Here is an 18,295-nt window from a genome sequence, read left to right as displayed (position 1 = left end):
GAACGACCATCCTGGGATGGACGCGAGGCAGGCCAATAGTGATCTTCAGGCTGCGGCGTTCAGCGGACGTCCGCCCCAGCGGACGTCCTTCTCGCTGCGGATGCAGGCGCGTTCCTTGCGTTGGGCGGCAAGTATGTCGGGGTGGCGGGCGTTGGCGTTGCGCCAGCGTAGATAGGCGTGCAGGGCCTGCGTCTGTGCGGGGTGGCTGCGGTGGTGGGAGTTGGCCAGGGTGAACTGCCGCAGCGGGCCGAAGTGGGCCTCGATGGGGTTGGCCCAGGAGGCGCAGGTCGGGGTGAAGCGCAGCTCGACCTTGTTCTTCTTCGCCCAGCGACGGATGTCCGTGCCGGTGTGGGCGGAGAGGTTGTCCAGAATGATATAGATCGGCGCGCCGTCGGGCCGGGCGGCGCGGATCGACTTCAGCGCGGCCAGGGTGTTGGCGGTGCCTTTGCGGCGACGGTTGACGCCCCAGAGTGTGTCGTCGCCGACGGAGTAGCAGCCGTGGAAATAGGTGACGCCGTGGGTGCGGCGGTAGGTCGCCGGCAGGCGGTCGGGCTTGCCCCGCTTCGCCCAGCAGGAGCCTGCGGTGGGGCGGATCCCGAGGGGCCCGAACTCTTCGAAGGCGAACGTCCGGTCAGAGAAGCGGTCCAGCACCTCCTCGATGCGGTCGAGCTTGGTAGCGCGCTCGGGGTCGGGCGATTCCTTCCACGTCTTGGTGCGCTGGAAGGTGATGCCGCGGCGCAGAAGCAGGCACCGTAAGGCTTCACGGCCGATCCGGATGATGCGCCCGTGCACGCGGCGCAGGTAGGCAGCGAGTTTGCGGATCGACCAGCGGGTGAAGGGCTGGCCGAGCTTGGAGGGGCGGGTGGTGGCCGTCTGGATGACGAAATCCTCGTCGTCATCGCTGAGCAGGCGGGGACGGCCTCCCGCCCATTGTGATCCGGATTCCCCGGCGTTTTCTGGCCGGTGGCGCTGTGTGGGGGGCTTGCTGGCGGGGTTCCTGCGCCGCTTGTTCGGCCGTCGGCGGGACCGTTCACCTGCCCGGTGTCAGCCCCGGACCGACACCAGCCAGGCTCCCTCGTCGTGGCGGACGAAGAGCGTGACGTCGTCGGGGGGACGTCCGGGCGTACATGTGGACATCGTGCGGTCTGTCGCCGGGGGTCGGCGCCGTCGCGGGCGACGTCGGCGTGGGCAATCAGGAGTTCACGGTGGCGATCACGGCCGCCAGAGTGAGGAACCCTAACCCGGCCAGCATGAAATCGACCGCGAGGCGGATCCGAGCGTATTTGGTTCGGACTGAGACTGCGAGCACCTTCACCAGCGTCAGCTGTTGGCCCGCAGCCAGCTCTCGATGTAGCTCTTCGTCCGTGAGGTTCGGCCACTGCGGCCACCCGGCACCCCCCAACTGGGGGCGCACAGCGAGTAGCAGGGCCACGGTTGCAGCGAGCAGCGTGACCGCGCCGATCGCGCCCACCGCCACAACGGAGGCCGGAACGTGCCCGATCGCGCTCAGAGAGACGAGTGCGGCCAGTGCCGCACCGTTCAGGGCCAACAGCAGCGATGCCTTGCTGTCGCTGCGGGCCACTTCTCCACGCAGGAGCGTGATTGCGGTGTCAATGTCCGAGCCAGCTTGACGCGCCTGCAACGGGTCCGGGTTCGAAGTGGTGGTGGACACTATGCCTGCTCCTTTGCTTCAGCCCGCACTGGGACAGCACTGGCGCCGGTTACTTCGGCCTGGGTGCAGCTTGCCCTTGCAGGACACCGCCCACCCCCGCTGGGCCCTCGGCCAGAGCCGACGACTACCACTGCCCTCGAGCAAACGCTTCATACCAGCTATCCGGCCGGAGGAGCATCCGACGCACGTGCGGCACTGAGCGCAGGTTGACATGGTCCTCAGGCCTTGATCAGCAGCGAGTAGTCCCACCTTGGGCGAGACACCGACCGCCTGAGACAGGTCAGCAGGTCACATAACGCCGTCCAGCCCGGTGTCCGCCGGCAGCTGTTCGAGGGCCGCCGCCCGGATCTCGGGGAACGACGCCGTCATGTCCGTCCCCTGCCTGGAACGCAGCAGCACCCGGCCGTCCGCGTACACGGCGAGCTGGGCGCGGTAGCCGTCCCACTTCGGCTCCGCCGCCCACCCGGCGGGCAGCACTGGACTGTCCACGGCCGCGGTCAGCGTCGGCTCGGGCAAGGACCATGTCATGCGGCATTCCTTCCCCACCGACACCCGGCGAGCGTCCAGTCACCCGGCGGCCGGCCCTGAGTTAGTCGAGGATGCCGAGTGCTGTGTCCGGTCGGCAGTGGACGCAGGCCGGCACCCGCTGGCGCAGCGCCTCCATGGCCTGCTGCCGGCTCACCGGGCGGCACCGTCCGCTCCTGGCTGCGGCCCAGCACTCGCCGGTGTGCACGGCATCGACGTTCGTGCGGTTCAGCCCGTACTGGATCAGCCAATCAGGCGGAGGCGGCCGCCTCTCCTCGCCCTGACGCCGCTCCGCCTCGCGTCGTTCCTCCTCGGCTATCCACCGGTCGATGACCCGCAGCTGCCGGACGGCCTGCTGCTCCACGACGCGCCGGGCGAAGCGCAGCGCCTCGAGACGCGAGAGCGGCTGCTCACCACTCATCTGCTGCTCCCGGCTGCCGTGTCTCCACTTGCCCATAAATTCGAACAAGCGCTCTAATTAAATTATGCACCGAGTCGACTACCTCACCGACACCCAGGAGCGCATCCTGCGCTGCATCCGCCGGCACATCGCTGATCACGGGCACGCGCCGACGATGCAGCAGGTCGGGGCGGCCGTCGGCATGCGGAGCAGGGCATCGGTGCACTACCAGCTCATCGAGCTGGAGGCGAAGGCCGCCATCGTGCGCGAGCCGGGACGGCCCAGAGGGATCCGCCTCGCATGACCAGCCCCGGCCGCTACCACCTGCTGCTCGCTTGCGGTGGCCGGCCGGTGCAGCACGGCTGGTGGAACCGCTCGGAGGTGGCACGGGACAAGTTCCGGCGCTGGGTCGGCGAGTACGGCAGCATGCCCGAGGCCCGCATCACTCTCACCGGCCAGGACACCGGTGACGTGCTGGCGTCCTGGCCGGATCAGGGGTAGGCCGGGGCGGCGGCTACTCGCCAGCCGGATCTTCCTGGGCGTGCCGGACGACCTTCTTCACGGCCGGCTCTAGCTCGTAGCGGCTGGCTTCGGTGGCTCCGGCGCAGGCGGTGATGGCCGCCTGTACCGTCTCGGAGGCCTTGCGCCAGCGCCGCCACTGGGCGTCGTACTCGTCACCGGTGAGGCCATCGAGCTTCGCGCGTTCTTCCTCGGCGGATCGTTCCAGGTTGATCAATTCTTCGGGTACCTCGGCCACGAACGTGGATCCACGGCTGGAGCGCGAGTGCCGCCGCTAGGTGGTCGATGATGCGGTCGGCCGCCGACTTCGAGGTGCCGAACAGCGGGGCGAGCTGCCGCAGCGTCAGGTTCGTCCGCCAGTACGCGGCGACCAGCAAAACCCGGTCCTCAAGCGGCAGACTCCACGGTTGGCCCTTACGGACCGGATCCGCGCCCGCGCGTCGTAGCTCGGTGATCAGCTTGCCGAACTGACGCGGGCTCAGCCCGGTGAACGGGGCTATCCAGGACGGCTCCGACGCCGTGATCACACCAGCCACAGCAAGATCGTCTCAAAGATCGACGGCATGGCACGATGACCGCCATGTCAGGTCAGCTCTGGGTGTCACTCATATCGCTGGGCGGCGTTGTCCTCGGCGGCTCTTTGTCCTACCTCGTCCAGCACAGGACTCAACTCTCGGCGGAACGCGCTGAACAGCAACGGCAGCAGATCGCCTTGTCGGAGGCCCGGCGCGGGGAACGGCTGGCGTTGCTGGAGCGGTTCATCGAGGTGGGCGCCGAGGCCGAACGCTCAGCCTTCAGCCGACCATCCGAGTGGGAAGACACCGACGCCTGGTTCCTCACAACCCGGGACGTCATGAACAGGCTGTGGGTCGCAGAGCGGCTCATCCGCATCCAGTTCCCCCTGCCCGTGCACGATGCGGCACGCGCGTATTTCCTCGACCTCAACCGGACGGTGTGGGAAGGCTTGCCCGACGGCGAGAGCGTGAGGGACTACCTGGAGGACAACCGGCTGGCGTTTCTGGACGCGGCCCGCGCGGTCATCGGGTAGCGCACCGCCGACTCCGGAGATCTTTTGCGGGACAGTTAAGCAGCGGGTGCGACGGGCCGACGATCACACTCACCGCCCGATCGGGTACAGCCGCCATGGGCTGCCGGACGGACCGCAGGCGGGACCCGGTAGGAGGATCACGAACTGCCCGCGATCCTCGAGAGGACTTCCCGTCTCGTGCGCTTTGTCCCCGTCTGCCGCAGCTGCCGCAGTGCCAGGCACTTGAGGGACATGCGTGCGCACCCCTGGGCCGGGACGGAAGGGCTCGTCTTACTGGGGTCGGCGGCCGGCGGGTGCGCCGCCTGGGTCGTCCAGCATCGCGATGCGGGCGGTGATGCGTTTGCCGACCGGCTCACGTTGCGCCTCGAAGCCCTGGGCGATGGCCATCACGATCTCCAGCCCGTGCTGTCCGACCCGTCCGGCATCCGCGGCCCTTGCCACCGGCAGCACTGGATCGGAGTCCCACACGACTACCTCCACGAGGTCACCGGCGATCCGCAGATCCATCAGCACCGGGCCCGGCGCATACTTGCAGGCGTTGGTGACCAGTTCGCTCACCACCAGCTGCGTCACATCCACGGCCCGCTCGGAGACCGGCAGCCCGTGCTCGGCCTGCACCCGGGCAAGAAAGTCTGCCGTCAGATGGCGGGCCTGGGCGATGCACGTGCCGTCCCCGTCCAAGGCCACCGTGGTCTGTATGGTCTGCGCCTGCGGTGTCATGCCGTCTTCACCCAAGGGCACTGATTCCATGCCGGCCGCCTTCGCTACCCCGTTCACACCCCGCGCGTACCCGCGTCTGAGCGGAAGGCTCCTGCACTCCTCTGTCGGCTCTGTCACATCTGGGCATGATCCCCACCGTTCAGGGCAGCACTCGGGGCGAAGTTTCAGTGTGCCAGTACCACCGGCATGGCAGAGGGACCAATGGCGGAGATCGAAAGAGCTGAGCGGACACCGCAACCCGGCGGGCTGTCCGTCGTATCCGCCACCACCGACGGCATCCGCGTGCTGACCCTGGCCGGAGAGATCGACCACCACACCAGCGACGAGCTCAGGCAGGCCCTGGACGTCTCCGACACCGTCCGGCCCCGCATCGTCGTCGACATGCGGCAGATCGCCTTCATGGACTCCAGCGGCATCAACCTCTTCATCACCGCACACCAGGCCGTCACCGAGGCAGGAGGATGGCTGCGCCTGACCGGCCTCGCCCGAGCCGTGCTGCGCACCCTGCAGCTCGTCGGTGTCGACGCCCTCATCGACTGCCGCCCCACCCTGCACGAGGCACTCAGCCCCTGACACTCCTGGCCGACGGGAAGTCGCCGCCGGCACCATGTCGCTGCGCACGCGACTCTGGATGCCGTTTCGACATGACCGTGGATGTCACCCCAAGCTGGATTCCGGCTGTGGCCGCTCTGCGGCGAGCCGAGCGGGTGGCTGCCGAGCTGCGCTCGTGCGCTGCGGGTCGATCGGCTCAGTGCCTGCCCCGCTGCGGGGCATCTGCGACCCTGCTCCGGCACATCAGTGCCTGAGCGGTACCCCCTTCCGTCAGGTTGCGCGATGCGTTGGGGACCGCGCTGCTCGCGGGCCGGGCAGCCGGGCATGACCTGCCACGGTCGGGGGTGGCGGGTCTTGGACGGGCTCGTAGTACGGCACTCGGCATCCCTGGTCGGGGTTCAGCGCCGACTGAGCAAGCCCACCCACTGGGGCTTGCCCAGCACTCCGCCCGGCCGGTACCGCGCACGGTCCGTTGGCAGGCCCTGTCCGGCCCCGGCGGGTTGCTTCCTCGGTGGGACCCCATAGGGGGCTGAAGGGTTGGGCCCACCATTGCACCGAGGGGTGCAGCATCCTCATCGCGCGGGCGCCCGTTTGTGCAGGTGGGGTGGTGCGGGCAAGCCGGTCGTGGACGCCGACCCCTCCCTCCGCGGTAGCCGGAGGGAGGGGCTGACCTCCTATGGGCTCGTAGCCGGGCGGCGGCGCGTATTCAAGGACGCAAGGCAGTGCTTTCGCAGGTCAGAAATCCTTGAATGCGGGATCGGGATTGCGAAGAGTCGAGGTCGTCGCAGCGCCCGAGCCGCCTCCCGTTCCCGCCTGACCGCATGACCGGGATCGCCTTGATGGCGGATGCGCTGGTCAGAGCCGGTTGCGGAGCTAACCCCCGGTGGTCCACCGCCGCCCTGCGCTCGCCGTTCCGTTGACGGTCGCCCTGGCTGGTGCCGGCGTCCTGGCCGCCGTCGTTTTCGGGATCGTCCAGGCCGGAGGTCGGTGAGTGCCGGGCACAGAGGCGGCCCCGGGTGCTCTCGGGCCATGACGTCCCCGGGCCGCTCTCCACCGGCCGGTTCAACCAGGTGAGAGGCGCGGTCGTGACCTGCACGGGAAGACAGGCTCAAGACCGCCACGCTGCACTAGGCGTATTGACCCGCAGGGTTGTTCACGCGGGTGATGGGTGGCTGGCTGGCCTTGGTAGGAGGCTGGCGCTCCAGATCGTCGCGGCCCGGAGTTGGACTTCTGGCGAGGTAGCTCTCGGGGGTCTTGCCCGTATGGAGCCACGATCATGCACGGCGGCAATGCCCCGAGCATCCCGCCGGCCTGGGCCCGACCGTTACACAGCAAGCGTCAGCGTAGCGCGGGCGTAAGATGAAAAGTAGAGCAAATGATGCCATTTAGGATCTCCGTGCGACGGCGGGGTCACGCCGCGCCGCCCAGCTGACTGTACGACACCTGGCGATGCGACCACTCGACCAGGGATTGATCGATGCCCGGAGTGGCGGCGCCCCATGGGCGGCCCCATCCGCTTCCGATCCGAGGAGAGCCATGTCCCGAGAGACCAATATCGCCGCCCAGACCGCGTTCGCTGAGGCCGTGGGTAAGGGAGATCTGGACGCCTTCGAGCAGGTCGTGGCACTCGACTCCGTCGACCACGACCCCGCTCCCGGTCAGGTCCCCGGCCCCGAGGGCTACAAGGCCATGTTCGCGCAGGTCAGGAGCGCCTTCCCGGATCTGCACGTAGAAGTCGAACATCTGGTGGCGACAGATGACGAGTTGGCCTTCGCTTACACCATCAGGGGGACGCATCTCGGTGAGCTCATGGGGCATGCGCCGACCGGCAAGGAAGTGAGCTACCGGGCAATGCAGATCAGCCGGTTCGTCGACGGGAAAATCGTCGAGCGTTGGGGCAGCAGCGATGAACTGGGCATGCTCCGTCAGCTGGGGTTCGTCGACTAGGGCCTGGCAGCCTTGCTCCGGTACTGCAATGCGGTCTGCTGGTCCCCGGTACACCGGGGACCAGCAGACCGCCGAGCGGATGTCTCATCCTTGGACTACCTGCCCGTGTCGGCGTGCGCCCGGCGGCCTTTCATGCCCATGGCACGTCCGGCCTCGGTCACACGAGGGCCGCTGCGCTCTCGCCCGCAGGGGTCCGCGCGCCGGGCACCGCCGCGGCCGCGCCCGCGTGGTCATGGCAGCGATGGCGGCGCATCACCCACCGCGCAGTGATTGCGCACCGCCCACCGTCACCGGGTCCCGGCTGCGTAATCGTCGACGCGGTTGCGCAACGGCTGCGCAATGCTGTGACCTGCTGTGGTCGGGGTACCGGGTCTCATGGTTGGGCTCGTGGTCGGGTGGTGCGCATCGTTGTACGGGCGGTGTGGTGGTGCGCAATCGCTGTGCGGAGTTGATGCGTAGCGATTGCGCAGGGTGCCTACGGGTGCCGGCCTGGCTCCAGCTGACTGTGCGTTCGGGACCTTGGACGGGCCGCAACACGGGTGCGGAGGGGCCGCCGCGGAAGCAAGCCGACCAGGGACGCCGCTAGAACGGGAACGCTGCGCAGGAAGCCGGACAGTGCCGGTTGTGAGGCGGTCGCGCGCAGGGCGCGGATGCGTGTCTCGACGCCGGTGGGCTCGGTGCCGTCCAGGACGAACAGCAGCCGCGGGAAGAGGGGGTAGCGGCGTCTCCAGTCCTCTTCTGGGGGCTGCTGCCCGGCAGCCGGCCGCGGGCGTCCGGGCACGGGCGCGGGTACGTAGTCGTGGAGGCGGGCGTAGGACGTGAGTTTCACGGAGAGGCGTTCGGGCCCGATGGTGGCCCGGTCGACTTCCACGAAGGCCCGCAGCATCGACCCGCCGTCGCCGGAGGTGCGGTAGTAGAGGAGGACGTCGGGGGTGACGGCTTCGCTGCTGCCGAGTGGGGATCCAGTCCAGCGGCCGGCATTCGTCGCCGCGGCGGCGGGCGTCCTGCAGGAAGGCGAGCCCGGTCTCCGTCACCGTCAGCGCGTGCCCCGCCCGCAGCCGGGCCGCGGTGCGGTCCGCGATCAGCCTCGGCGGCCGCCGCTGGCGCAGCTCGGGCCACTCTAAGGCGACGTCCACGCCGTACTGCGTGGCGAACCACACCCGCGTCCGGCTGGCCTGCGGCAGCGTGACACGGTCGATGAGCCCCTCGCCGCGCATCTTGGCCAGACGGCGCCGCGTCTGCTCGATCCGCACCCCCGGCGCGATCACCAGATGCATCTGTTCCGTCATCGCCATCCGGTACTGCGCCAGTACGGCCAGCGCCAGCCGGTCCCCGCCACCGGCATCCACGTTCAGCGACGCCACGCCTTTCGCGTACGGTGCAGCGGCGGTCTTGTCCGGCGCCGCGCGTACGTCCAGGCCAGCAGCCGATCCCGACCAGACCACCGACCATGAAGTCCCGACCAGCGTCACGTTGCGATAACCCCGCCCCCGACCACGCCCCGCAGCCCCTCCGGCATTCCCTTCGACACCCCCGCCGACAACTGTCCGCATTCATCGGGCGCCTGACGGCGTATCCGCAAGTCACCACACCTTTTAGGTGTGGTCGGGGAGCCTGACATCCCCCTCTGCACCCCCCATAACGGCCCCACCCAAGAAGAAAGAGGAAAAGGGGAGGGCGGGCGTGGTGTGGTGTGGTGTGGTGTGGTGTGGTGGAGCGTCGGGGGATCGGGCGGCCCTCAAGGGGTGTTGCGCGTCGGCGGGGCCTCCGCGCTCAGCGCCCGACGAGTCGGCGCGCCAGGAGGACAGGACGCCAGCCGGGCGCAGCTGCGCGGACAGACGTCAAGACGAAGGCTTTGCCGCCCGCGGGGCTGGACCCGTGTCGTCCTGGTCCTAGCCGTGCTCGTACAGGGCGCGGGCCTCGGTCACGGCGCCAGCTGCGCTCGTTGCCACCGTGTTCGCGCGCCAGCTGCGCGGCGATGCCGCGCCGGTATCCGCCGGCCCGCCGGAGTTCCTTGAGGGCGGTGGCGACGGTGGCGCTCTTGATCCCGACCGCGTTGTGCCGTGGTTCGCGGACCTCGCGGGACGTTCCGTCCGGCTGTCGGCGGCGCACGGTCTTGGTGGCGAGGCGCTCCTTCCAGACCGCGGCGACCTCAGGCGGCAGGTCCACACTGCCCGAAGTGGAAGAGCTTTTCGATGAGAGGGAGGGCAAGATCGGCGACCAGGTGCGCCTGTTGGAGCGCTTGCGGTTCCTTGAGCGTGTGGTGGAGCAGCGCGACGCGCAAACCAGGTCTTCATTCCGGATTCCGCGGCTCTACACGCGCTGCTGGGACTACACCTGATCCCCGATGCATAGTCGTGGCCACCGATGCCGCCGCGATGATCGACCGCCTCGTCCATCACGCCGAGGTCATCTCGTTGAAGGGCGACAGCTACCGCATGCGCGGCCGCGACCTCGGACGGGTTCCAGCGGCCAACACCGGGGAATGATCAACATCAACTGACGCAGGGGGTCATTTTTCACCCGCTGGGAACGGCTCACAATTCAAGCTTCGCCGACACACCGTCCAGGCGGCTCGCAATACGCTTGCGGGCGCGGCAGGCTGCCCGTCGGCTACCGGATCCCTTACCAGGAGTGATCCTCGTCGGGAGAGGGGGTGGGGGTGCCGTCCGGTTCGATGCCGTGCGGCCATAGCGTTGCCCATAGGGGTTGGATGCGGTGGTGGGGTAGGCGGCGTCTCCTCGGTCGAGTGCTTCACGGGCGGTACGGGTGGCTCCCTCAAGATCGTGGGCTTCGTGCTGGAAGCGGGCGATGTTCGCGAGTGCCTCTGGGTGTCCGTAGGTGGCGGCGGCTTCCCAGAGCTCTTCGGCTCGTTCTTTGTCTCCGGCTGCCTCGCGTCGCACTGCCAGATCGGCCAGCGTGTTGGTGAGCCCGTACTCGGCGGCGGCTCGCGCGTAGTGTTCTGCCTGCTCGAAAAGTTCCGCTTCTTCTCGCATCATGGCCAGGTGGCTCAGACAGTCGGGGCTCCGTTTGCTGCGGCGTGGTGAGCCAGGTCGGAGGCCTCGACGGCTAGTCCGGCCTCTTCGAGTTGGAGCGCTATGTCGGCCAGCGCTTCTGGCTGGCAGCATTCGGCAGCTTGTAGTGCCAGGCCCGCAGCCTGCTCGTAGTCGGCTGCCTCGGCGGCGGTGAAGGCGAGATCGGCCAGTGCCCTGCAGGAGAGGTGGTCTGCCGGCCAGCGGGCGGTGTCGTCAAGCCAGTCGTGCTCAGGCGGTTGTACCTTCGGGCCGATGGACGGCTCGGACCAGGGCAGGTCATCGGCGCGCTCGGCCAGAAGGCTGGCGTAGCGCAGCCGCCACCGGGCGGAGGCTGCTGACGCCAGCGCGCTGACATCAGTGCGTCGTGGCAGATGCCGCAGAGCTGCGTCCCAGAAGGAGGCCGGCGGGCACCGGTGACCGCGTGTCGCCCGGCCATGCTGTTCCATGTAGTCGGCTAGCCGGAAACAGCGGTTTTCGCGGTTACTTCCTGCCGTGCGACGTGTCCGCCGCAGCAGTGCTGCGTTGCCATGGACGGTGCGTCCTGTGAAGCTGAGGGCGTTTTCGAACCAGTCATCTTCCAGCGAGTTGAACACCGATCCGGGCAGGTAGCCGGTGGCCGCTTCTTCAAGGAACTCTGCTGGAAGGTCCATACCGCATCCCAGACGGCGCGCGTCCATAGCGGCATCGAGTACCGCCCGGGCGCCCCCCTCGGCATTGGTGTACCGGTCCAGCAACGCCGGAACACCAGCAAGGAATTGGGTGATACGGCGATCGGCTGCCCCTGCCAGCGCCTGTGCAAGACGCTCGTCCGTTTCCGCTGCACAGCGAACACCGATGAGATCCCGCTCGCTGAAGGCGTCCGGCACACGTACCTGCCGTCCCGCCAGCACCTGACGGCTCTGCGCCTGCGGATCACGCCCCGGCTGGGTCGGCAGGGAGGTCAGCTGATCCCAGTGCACGGGCCACAGAGTGCCCAGGACCAGGATCGGAGTACGGCGGGTATCGGACAGTAGGGTGCGTAGGGCCGCAGCGATCTGCTCCCCGACCTGAGGGTCAGCCAGATAGTGGTGCGCCTCATTCAGCCAGACCACGGTTTTCGACTCCACTGCGGCCAGACCGGCCAGTGCTGCCTCGGCTCGAGTGGGGTCGAAAGGATGCCATAGCCGCCAGCCGTCGGCGGCCAGAGCCTGGATGGCCTCCCAGCATGCACGGGTCTTGCCGGTGGAGGATTCGCCCACCAGCACGCACAGCTGGCTCTTCCCGCCCCGGGCGGCGTCCACGTTGTGCTGCAGGTATGCGTCATGCTCCCGCGGCACGTAGGCGGGTAACGCATCCTCCTCGGCGGCGACATGAATTGCGTGATGCACCTCTAGATCAAGCGGATGGCACTCGCTGATAAGGCGAGTGGCGAGTGCTTCCTGGCCCGTGGCGCTGGCAGGCTGAGCAGTGGGGACGACATAGACGTGGGTGATGGCGTTGTGATCGCCGGTGATGACTGCGCCGACGTCTCCGCCTGCCGCCACCGAATCCTTGCTTGCCTGCACCCGGCTGCCTTGATCCGGAGGCCGCCGACCGTTGTCGTCCGGGACGCCGCGATCCCGACGCGGCCACACCGGCGAGGGACTCACGTACGGTTCCCATCCCCGGTGATGACCTCACCAACGTCTCCCGCCGCAGCGGTGCTGCCCGCTCCTGTGGCACGCACGCTGCCGCTCGAGTTCGGATCGTGTTGCGACGCCGCGTACGGCGTCACCTCGTTGCGGTGGCCGATGATGACGCGCCCCGCGTGTCCCCCCGAAGCCACGGCACCATCATGCGCCTCGACCGAAAGGCGGCCCGAACTAGAGAGCGCCCACACGGAGACCGCCAACCCCACAAGCCCGGCAATGGCGCCCAGCACACTGCCAAGCCGGTCCGCGACCGCCAGATCCATGAAGATCGCGACCACCACCAAACACACGGCCGCCGCCCCGCACACAGCCGCGCACACAACCAGTGCGTATCTCTTCCACCCCTGCATAGGACCATCAAACCGCTTACTGAGGGCCAAAGTCTCCGAAACCTTGTTCCCAACACCAGAAGCGATGGTGAGGGGCCGGCGCCACCGAAGTCCAAGGCGCGCGCAGCGCCCACAGCAGCCGGACCGACACCGCGGGCCAGAAGCCCGGCCGCTGAGCGCACCCGGTGGGGTTCACTCGATGCGGCCGATGGCCACCGACGATGCCGTGCACTCTCCGGATGGATGCAGGAGACATCGTCCCGGAACTGTTCGAACATCGGTGCGGTGGTGCGCACCCCGGTGCGGGCGGTGCGCACCACCGCCTTTTGATGCGCGGCACTCCGCACGGGCAGCGGACGCCTTGAACCCAAGACCCTCACCTGACACGGCACGGTCGCCTGCCCCCGCGATCAGGAAGCAGAGGTTTCCGCGGCCCGATGTTGGCGGTCGGCCAGAAAGACGAAGCTGCTGAGAAGCAGAATCCATACCGGGAAGAGCAGTTCGGACCAGCGGATGTCCACGAACAGCAGCACCAGCGCGACCAGATAGCCGAGCCAGATCAGCCAACGAGGAAAAGTGGCCAGGCCGTGCCCGATGGTCGTAGTCGCCAGAGTCAACACCGCGGCCATGCGTGTGCAATAGGTCGAGAGCAGCACGGAGACGAACTGACGCACGTACTGCCACAGCTCGGGTTGGGAAGAGCCCTGCGATGTGTCCGTCGAGGCCAAAAGCCCGTAGGCCGCTGCGGAGAGAGCGAAGAGCATCGCTACGAACAGCAGGCCGCCACCCAGGAAGAGGGTGGCGAAGAACTTGTCTTCCGCATTCCCGAAGTAGTCCCGCACCGCGCCCATGAACCACAAGAAGAAGATCCCCGCAAACGGCACCAGGCCCAGTGACAGCCGCAGGACATCCCGGTGCGACGGGTCGGTCAACCAGACGGTCGCACCCGTCGAGTCGGCAGGGACGGCATTGAGGATCAAGACCATGGCGGTGCCCAGCAACAGGGCGGAGATCACACCGGCCACCCCCGCGACGCGCGGTGTCTGTAATGCCCGTCGCGGCCCGTCAGCAGCTCGCAAGTCTTCCTCCGCCCTAGGGTTCCATGGGATAGGACTGTTCGGGCCCCTATCGTCGTTGCAGCTCCCTGGGGCGCATCCTTTGACACTCCCCTCGGCTGACAATCACCCTCATGGATCACAGAGGTGAGGCGGCCCGCTGGGGTAGCCGGTGTGTCCGACCTGCATCTCCGGGCGGGGATTCCATCCTTGCTGGAGATGTGTGCGCCTGCGTCCGGCGTGGACGAGGATGTGTGGCGGCACGAGTGCCTTGAGTCGGCTGTCGCCGCGTCCGCGCTCTACAACGAGGTTGTGACGGTGGAGGCATGTGAGGCGCTGGGGTTGGCCTCCGGGCAGCGCACCGTCACTGCCGGGCGCCGCCCGGTCATGGAAGTCGCCGACGTCCCACGCAGGCTGATCCGCTGGACCTCCCGCCGCTCGCGCATATAGCCGCCTGCCTTACCGACCTGGAGCACGAGTACGTCACCGCCACCGACGACGATGGGAACCTGAAGTTCGCGCCCGAGGTCTCCGAGCGGGCATGGGCGAAGCTGAGCCGGATCGCCGCTCGCAAGACCCGCCGCACCGTTCTGGCCGGCCACCTCGGCGACGTCACCGGCATCGCGTTCAGCCCGGACGGCCCCACCACACACCCGCCCCGAGGTGACGGCGGGGGACCCTGGCCTCGGGCGTGAGGCGGTCGGCTGCCCGGAGAGGCCTGCCGAGGCTCAGTAGTTGGGCGAGGGCAGGGGGTCGAGGCGCTTGCTGCCTGCCGTCCGGCGATCTGGTTGTGTCACGGGTTCTCGGTAGGGTCGCGTACAGCTTGTTCGCTGTCGGCGGCGGACAGCCGTCGCATCTCCTCATCCTCTTCGAGGTACCGGTCGTACAGAGCCGAATCCGCTTCACGCAGTGCTCTGAGGTACGCCGTCATGAGGCGGGTGTTTGCCTCCACCGACAGCTGTCGCTGTCGGCCTACCAGTTCTATAACGGCCTCCATAGTTCTGGGGCCTGGCAAATACTCGCCCTCAGAAATGAGCCTCAGCGTCGCGTAGGAGACGGTGCTGTCCATTGCAGCGCTGATGCGTTCGCTGGTCCAGCCTGCATCGAACAGCGGTTTAATCAGTTGGTTGGTTACTTCGTCTACGAACGCCTGCCTGGCGGGTGGCAGCGCCGCATCCCCGTGCCCGAGTTTGTCCTCACCTGCATCCTCCCGCACGTCTGGCCGGGCCCCGACTACGGGTGCACCTTCCTCTTCCGCATCCGTGTCAAATGACCCGTCACTGCGCAGGCCGGGGAATGCGTCCTCAGTGCTCGGCGCGTTGATCCACATCATCTCCGCAGGGCTGGCTGCCGCCGGAACCTGGATGTGCACAAGACCGGCTTCTAAGTGAGCGTTTGATTCTCGGTTGTCTGTTTCATTTGGATTAGCTGTCGCGCCAGTTCTGGGTGGCTTCGTGGGTGAGGCGGCGGGTCATGAGGTTGATGGCGGCGAGTTGGATCATGGCTGCCGATCGGTGGGGGTGGGTTTCGTAGTCGCGGGCCAGGCGACGGTGGTGCATGAGCCAGCCGAGGGTGCGTTCGATGACCCAGCGGCGGGGTTGGACGTGGAAGCCGCGGGTGGTGGGGTCGCGTTGGACGATTTCGAGGTCGATGCCGAGGTGGGCGGCGTGTTCGACGGCTTTGGTCTTGTAGCCGTTGTCGGCCCAGGCTTTGGTGATGGTGGGGTGGCGTGCGGCGACGCCGGCGAGGAGTTGGGTGCCGGCGGCGGAGTCGTGGACGCTGGCGGCGGTGACCGTGACGGCCAGGAGGAGGCCGAGGGTGTCGGTGACGATGTGCCGCTTGCGCCCGATGATTTTCTTGGCCGGGTCGATGCCTTGGCTGGTCAGGGGGACGGTGGCGGAGGTTTTGATGCTCTGGCTGTCGATCAGGCAGGCGCTGGGCTCGCTGGTGCGGCCTTCGGCCTGGCGGACTTTGGCGCGTAACAGGCCGGTGAGCTGGTCGAAGATGCCGTCGGCTTCCCAGCGGGCGAAGTAGCCGTAGACGGTCTGGTGGGGTGGGAAGTCGTGGGGCAGGTAGCGCCAGGGGATGCCGGTGCGGTCGACGTAGAGGATGGCGTTCATCAGGGCGCGCAGGTCGTGGGTGGGTATGCGGATGCCGTTGCGGGCCTGGCGCCACGCTTCGAGGGTGGGGCGGATGAGTTCCCAGCGGGCGTCGGACAGGTCGCTGGGGTAGGGCCGTGGGGTTTGCATGATGTCTGCGTATGCGGTGGCAGCCAGCCTGAGCAGGGCGCGTGCGGGGGTGCCGGGTGCACCGGGGCGTGCGTTCTCAACCCGGTGCGGACCGGTAGGTTTCTACATGAGACAGGAGCTCTTGCAAGGAAACCGGCGCATTGCAGCTCTGTCGATTCTCGCAGAAGCGGCGTTTCCGTCAAATCGCTTCACTGGGCGCTCGACCTGGCTCCTAAAATTCCCCATGAACCATCCAATACCAGAATCAAACGCTCACTAAGACGCCGTCTCATTTGGAGCGCTGGGTATTCTGCACCGCGTGGTGATGGTCGAGCGCATGGTGCCAGACGAATTGTGGGAGCTGTTCCAGCGGGTGGTCCCACCTGCTCCAACACGGCCGCAAGGCGGCGGCCGGCGCCGGTACGGGGATCGCGAGGTGCTGGCCGCGAGCCAACTCCGCCTCGACGTGAAGTGGGCCACCCGGCTCGTCCGCGCGCTGATGATTCTCAACCAGCACGAGATCCCCCGCTGACCGACGATCTTCACGCCAGACAGGCGCCCAGGACCAGCACAAGAACGGCATCACCCACCCACACCAGACCCCTGACTGCACGTTCAGGTTGAACACAACTCACTGAAGCCTGCACAGACGAAAAGCCCGCCCGCAGTCCCGGTTCCTAAGGCTTGTCCCGTAACCCACTAGGCAGCGTGAAACAGCCCTGGCGTGAAGGTCAGTTGGGGGCTTTGGCCATGTTCAGGAGCTGCTGGTGGATGTCGGGTTTGGCGAACAGGGCAGCGCCTGTGTCGGTTCGCCGTTGGCCGGAGAGGTCACTGAAGGTGCCGCCGGCCTCCTCGACGATGGGGATCACTGCGGCGATGTCCCAGGGGCCGGCACCTAGCAGGAGGAAGGCATCGAGTTTTCCTGTCGCGACCAGGAGGGCTCCGTGACAAGTGCCGGATCCGGTCGACGGTTTACTCGGTGGCGGCGTGGTGTGGTCTGCCGCCGACCAGTCGAGCACAGGGCGCACAGTCGCAGTGCCTGCCGCCAGCCGTGCGGCGGCGTCGCGTTCGGCTGCGCTCAGGCGGGACGGTGGAGGCCAGATGCCGATGGCGGCATCCTTGGCGTTTCCTCGTGCCGTGAGCGTCAGACGGACCGGAGGGACTGACGGATCGGAAGGGCATGGCCCCATCCAGGCCCCAGTGCCTGGCATTGCCCACCAGCGGCGCCCGAGTGCGGGAGCGGAGACCATACCCAGCGTCACGTCACCGTGATCTTCAAGGGCGATGAGGGTGCTCCATTCCGGATCGCCCGCGATGAAGCTCGCCGTGCCGTCAATGGCATCGATGATCCATCGGCGGCGGCTGCGCCCCTGGGCGCCGAACTCTTCACCGACGAACGCGTCGCCGGGATGTTCGGCGCGGATCGACGCGCGCAGAACACGTTCGATCTCCCGATCGGCCTCGGTGACCGGACTCCCGTCACCCTTGCGCTCGGCGCCCAGGTCGGGTGCATGGAAGTAGCGCCGGGCGATCTCGTCCGCCTGATCGGCCAGGCGGAGCGCCAGCGCCAGGTCTGCTGAGTCCGTCATACCGTCCACTTTCCCCGCTGCCACCCTCGTGATCAAGTCCTGGTCCAGGTCCACCACCGCGGTGAGACGATCACGGCATGGCTGGTGTGATCACGGCGTCCGAGCCGTCCTGGATACCCCCGTTCACAGGCGTGAATCCGCGCCAGTTCCACAAGACAGTGACCGCGCTGCGCCGCGAGGGCGCCGACGCGGTACGGCGGGGCCGACCCTGGAGTCTGCCGCTGGAGGACCGGGTACTGCTCGTTGTGGCCTACTGGCGCACGAACCTGACGATGCGCCAGCTCGCCCCGCTGTTCGGTATCTCGAAGTCCGCAGCCGATCGGATCATTGACCAGATCGGCCCACTCCTTGCGCTTAAGCCCCGGCAACGCTTTGCGAAGGACACCGTGCTCATTGTGGACGGCACCCTCGTTCCCACCCGGGACCACTCGATCGCCGAGCAGTCGAAGAACTATCGCTACTCCACGAATCACCAGGCCGTCATCAACGCCGACACCCGCCTGGTCGTCGTGGTCGGCCAACCGCTTCCAGGCAACCGGAACGACTGCAAGGCATGGGAGGAATCCGGGGCCAGAGCCGCCGTCGGCAAGACGATGACCATCGCCGACGGTGGCTATCCCGGCACCGGACTGGTGATGCCGCACCGTCGCCAGCCCGGCGACGAACTCCCCGACTGGAAGTGGGAGCACAATCGCTCACACAAACAGGTCCGCGCCCGCGTCGAGCATGTATTCGCCCGCATGAAGACCTGGAAGATCCTCCGCGACTGCCGGCTCAGGGGCGACGGCGTCCACTACGCCATGCTCGGCATCGCCCGCCTGCACAACCTCAACCTCGCCGGATAAGCGCAATGGCCGCTGACCGGGCCGTCACGCCTCCGCCGAACCAAAGATCATTACGGGACAACCCTTAGGGGTGCTTTCAGAAAGCCGGATGCTTGCGGGCGAGGGTCATGCAGTGTGCGAGCTGGAGGAAGGCGTCGTGCATGTCGTCTCGGGTTTCCCAG

23 protein-coding genes and 4 pseudogenes are annotated in these 18,295 nt (G+C 67.6%); 11 read left to right on the top strand and 16 right to left on the bottom strand.

The window, feature by feature from the left end; translation table 11 throughout:
- Positions 1-45: 45 nt before the first annotated feature.
- From ACWGJM_RS21110 to ACWGJM_RS21095, 4 genes and pseudogenes are all read right to left on the bottom strand, one after another.
- Positions 46-933, bottom strand: a pseudogene (locus ACWGJM_RS21110) (IS630 family transposase); the annotation flags it as partial.
- Positions 934-1,192: 259 nt separating this feature from the next.
- The gene (locus ACWGJM_RS21105; RefSeq protein ID WP_453413208.1) at positions 1,193-1,672 is read right to left on the bottom strand and encodes a Pycsar system effector family protein; all 480 of its coding nucleotides are present in this window, start codon (positions 1,670-1,672) and stop codon (positions 1,193-1,195) included.
- A 288-nt stretch (positions 1,673-1,960) separates the two neighbouring features.
- Entirely contained in the window at positions 1,961-2,200 is a 240-nt protein-coding gene (locus tag ACWGJM_RS21100; RefSeq protein WP_453413207.1) for an ATP-dependent DNA ligase, read from the bottom strand.
- Positions 2,201-2,261: 61 nt separating this feature from the next.
- Positions 2,262-2,618 carry a DUF6233 domain-containing protein gene (locus tag ACWGJM_RS21095; protein WP_453413206.1) on the bottom strand — a complete coding sequence of 119 codons (357 nt, stop codon included), beginning with the start codon at positions 2,616-2,618 and terminating at the stop codon, positions 2,262-2,264.
- Between the two features lie 64 nt (positions 2,619-2,682).
- Between ACWGJM_RS21095 and ACWGJM_RS21090 the strand changes: the two genes are divergently transcribed.
- Both ACWGJM_RS21090 and ACWGJM_RS21085 read left to right on the top strand, forming a co-directional pair.
- A complete protein-coding gene (locus ACWGJM_RS21090; protein ID WP_453413205.1) occupies positions 2,683-2,901 on the top strand; it encodes a LexA family protein in 219 nt (72 codons plus the stop codon).
- A complete protein-coding gene (locus tag ACWGJM_RS21085) occupies positions 2,898-3,098 on the top strand; it encodes a hypothetical protein (RefSeq protein ID WP_453413204.1) in 201 nt (66 codons plus the stop codon). Before ACWGJM_RS21090 ends, ACWGJM_RS21085 begins: the two co-directional genes overlap by 4 nt.
- 13 nt (positions 3,099-3,111) lie before the next feature.
- On the opposite strand, the gene ACWGJM_RS21080 is transcribed toward ACWGJM_RS21085, so the two are convergent.
- Together ACWGJM_RS21080 and ACWGJM_RS21075 are read right to left on the bottom strand one after the other, a co-directional pair.
- Positions 3,112-3,354 carry a hypothetical protein gene (locus ACWGJM_RS21080; protein WP_453413203.1) on the bottom strand — a complete coding sequence of 81 codons (243 nt, stop codon included), beginning with the start codon at positions 3,352-3,354 and terminating at the stop codon, positions 3,112-3,114.
- Between the two features lie 13 nt (positions 3,355-3,367).
- A pseudogene (locus tag ACWGJM_RS21075) lies at positions 3,368-3,652 on the bottom strand (helix-turn-helix domain-containing protein); the annotation flags it as partial.
- Positions 3,653-3,687: 35 nt separating this feature from the next.
- On the opposite strand from ACWGJM_RS21075, the gene ACWGJM_RS21070 reads away from it, so the two are divergent.
- The gene (locus ACWGJM_RS21070) at positions 3,688-4,164 is read left to right on the top strand and encodes a hypothetical protein (protein ID WP_453413202.1); all 477 of its coding nucleotides are present in this window, start codon (positions 3,688-3,690) and stop codon (positions 4,162-4,164) included.
- Between the two features lie 270 nt (positions 4,165-4,434).
- On the opposite strand, the gene ACWGJM_RS21065 is transcribed toward ACWGJM_RS21070, so the two are convergent.
- Positions 4,435-4,914 (bottom strand): ATP-binding protein, encoded by a 480-nt coding sequence (locus ACWGJM_RS21065; RefSeq protein ID WP_453413201.1) that lies wholly within the window; start codon positions 4,912-4,914, stop codon positions 4,435-4,437.
- Positions 4,915-5,070: 156 nt separating this feature from the next.
- Here ACWGJM_RS21065 and ACWGJM_RS21060 point away from each other — a divergent pair, with 156 nt between their 5' ends.
- The gene (locus ACWGJM_RS21060) at positions 5,071-5,457 is read left to right on the top strand and encodes an STAS domain-containing protein (protein WP_453413200.1); all 387 of its coding nucleotides are present in this window, start codon (positions 5,071-5,073) and stop codon (positions 5,455-5,457) included.
- Between the two features lie 1,515 nt (positions 5,458-6,972).
- Positions 6,973-7,383: an ester cyclase gene (locus ACWGJM_RS21055; RefSeq protein ID WP_453413199.1), complete on the top strand. Its 411-nt coding sequence runs from the start codon at positions 6,973-6,975 to the stop codon at positions 7,381-7,383.
- A gap of 475 nt (positions 7,384-7,858) precedes the next feature.
- Here the strand turns inward: ACWGJM_RS21055 and ACWGJM_RS21050 are convergent, their stop codons facing one another.
- From ACWGJM_RS21050 to ACWGJM_RS21040, 3 genes and pseudogenes are all read right to left on the bottom strand, one after another.
- Positions 7,859-8,269 (bottom strand): hypothetical protein, encoded by a 411-nt coding sequence (locus ACWGJM_RS21050; RefSeq protein WP_453413395.1) that lies wholly within the window; start codon positions 8,267-8,269, stop codon positions 7,859-7,861.
- A 112-nt stretch (positions 8,270-8,381) separates the two neighbouring features.
- Positions 8,382-8,660 (bottom strand): annotated as a pseudogene (locus tag ACWGJM_RS21045) (replication-relaxation family protein); the annotation flags it as partial.
- A gap of 496 nt (positions 8,661-9,156) precedes the next feature.
- A complete protein-coding gene (locus tag ACWGJM_RS21040) occupies positions 9,157-9,552 on the bottom strand; it encodes a hypothetical protein (protein ID WP_453413198.1) in 396 nt (131 codons plus the stop codon).
- Positions 9,553-9,562: 10 nt separating this feature from the next.
- On the opposite strand from ACWGJM_RS21040, the gene ACWGJM_RS21035 reads away from it, so the two are divergent.
- From ACWGJM_RS21035 to ACWGJM_RS21025, 3 genes are all read left to right on the top strand, one after another.
- Positions 9,563-9,724 (top strand): hypothetical protein, encoded by a 162-nt coding sequence (locus tag ACWGJM_RS21035; RefSeq protein ID WP_453413197.1) that lies wholly within the window; start codon positions 9,563-9,565, stop codon positions 9,722-9,724.
- 16 nt (positions 9,725-9,740) lie between these two features.
- Positions 9,741-9,872, top strand: a complete 132-nt coding sequence (locus ACWGJM_RS21030; protein ID WP_453413196.1) for an ATP-binding protein — start codon at positions 9,741-9,743, stop codon at positions 9,870-9,872.
- A 297-nt stretch (positions 9,873-10,169) separates the two neighbouring features.
- A complete protein-coding gene (locus ACWGJM_RS21025; protein WP_453413195.1) occupies positions 10,170-10,430 on the top strand; it encodes a hypothetical protein in 261 nt (86 codons plus the stop codon).
- Here ACWGJM_RS21025 and ACWGJM_RS21020 read toward each other — a convergent pair.
- The 3 genes from ACWGJM_RS21020 to ACWGJM_RS21010 form a co-directional block, all read right to left on the bottom strand.
- Positions 10,394-11,962, bottom strand: coding sequence for a hypothetical protein (locus ACWGJM_RS21020; RefSeq protein WP_453413194.1), 1,569 nt, complete (start codon positions 11,960-11,962; stop codon positions 10,394-10,396). The two genes, ACWGJM_RS21025 and ACWGJM_RS21020, sit on opposite strands and share 37 nt — an antisense overlap.
- 80 nt (positions 11,963-12,042) lie before the next feature.
- On the bottom strand, positions 12,043-12,369 hold the full coding sequence (locus ACWGJM_RS21015; RefSeq protein ID WP_453413193.1) for a hypothetical protein: 327 nt from the start codon (positions 12,367-12,369) through the stop codon (positions 12,043-12,045).
- 458 nt (positions 12,370-12,827) lie between these two features.
- Positions 12,828-13,433, bottom strand: coding sequence for a hypothetical protein (locus tag ACWGJM_RS21010; RefSeq protein WP_453413192.1), 606 nt, complete (start codon positions 13,431-13,433; stop codon positions 12,828-12,830).
- A gap of 258 nt (positions 13,434-13,691) precedes the next feature.
- On the opposite strand from ACWGJM_RS21010, the gene ACWGJM_RS21005 reads away from it, so the two are divergent.
- Positions 13,692-13,922 carry a hypothetical protein gene (locus ACWGJM_RS21005; protein WP_453413191.1) on the top strand — a complete coding sequence of 77 codons (231 nt, stop codon included), beginning with the start codon at positions 13,692-13,694 and terminating at the stop codon, positions 13,920-13,922.
- Positions 13,923-14,265: 343 nt separating this feature from the next.
- On the opposite strand, the gene ACWGJM_RS21000 is transcribed toward ACWGJM_RS21005, so the two are convergent.
- Positions 14,266-14,844: a hypothetical protein gene (locus tag ACWGJM_RS21000; RefSeq protein WP_453413190.1), complete on the bottom strand. Its 579-nt coding sequence runs from the start codon at positions 14,842-14,844 to the stop codon at positions 14,266-14,268.
- A gap of 52 nt (positions 14,845-14,896) precedes the next feature.
- The gene (locus tag ACWGJM_RS20995; protein WP_453413189.1) at positions 14,897-15,721 is read right to left on the bottom strand and encodes an IS5 family transposase; all 825 of its coding nucleotides are present in this window, start codon (positions 15,719-15,721) and stop codon (positions 14,897-14,899) included.
- 304 nt (positions 15,722-16,025) lie between these two features.
- Here ACWGJM_RS20995 and ACWGJM_RS20990 point away from each other — a divergent pair.
- A pseudogene (locus tag ACWGJM_RS20990) lies at positions 16,026-16,148 on the top strand (IS5/IS1182 family transposase); the annotation flags it as partial.
- 283 nt (positions 16,149-16,431) lie between these two features.
- Here the strand turns inward: ACWGJM_RS20990 and ACWGJM_RS20985 are convergent.
- A complete protein-coding gene (locus tag ACWGJM_RS20985; RefSeq protein ID WP_453413188.1) occupies positions 16,432-17,289 on the bottom strand; it encodes an inositol monophosphatase family protein in 858 nt (285 codons plus the stop codon).
- Between the two features lie 77 nt (positions 17,290-17,366).
- Here ACWGJM_RS20985 and ACWGJM_RS20980 point away from each other — a divergent pair, with 77 nt between their 5' ends.
- Entirely contained in the window at positions 17,367-18,134 is a 768-nt protein-coding gene (locus ACWGJM_RS20980) for a transposase (RefSeq protein ID WP_453413187.1), read from the top strand.
- Positions 18,135-18,295 lie beyond the last annotated feature (161 nt).

It is taken from the genome of Streptomyces sp. NPDC054834 (genome assembly GCF_053611185.1).
Note: the sequence above shows the minus strand (reverse complement) of the source record. Positions and strands in the feature narration are given on the sequence as shown.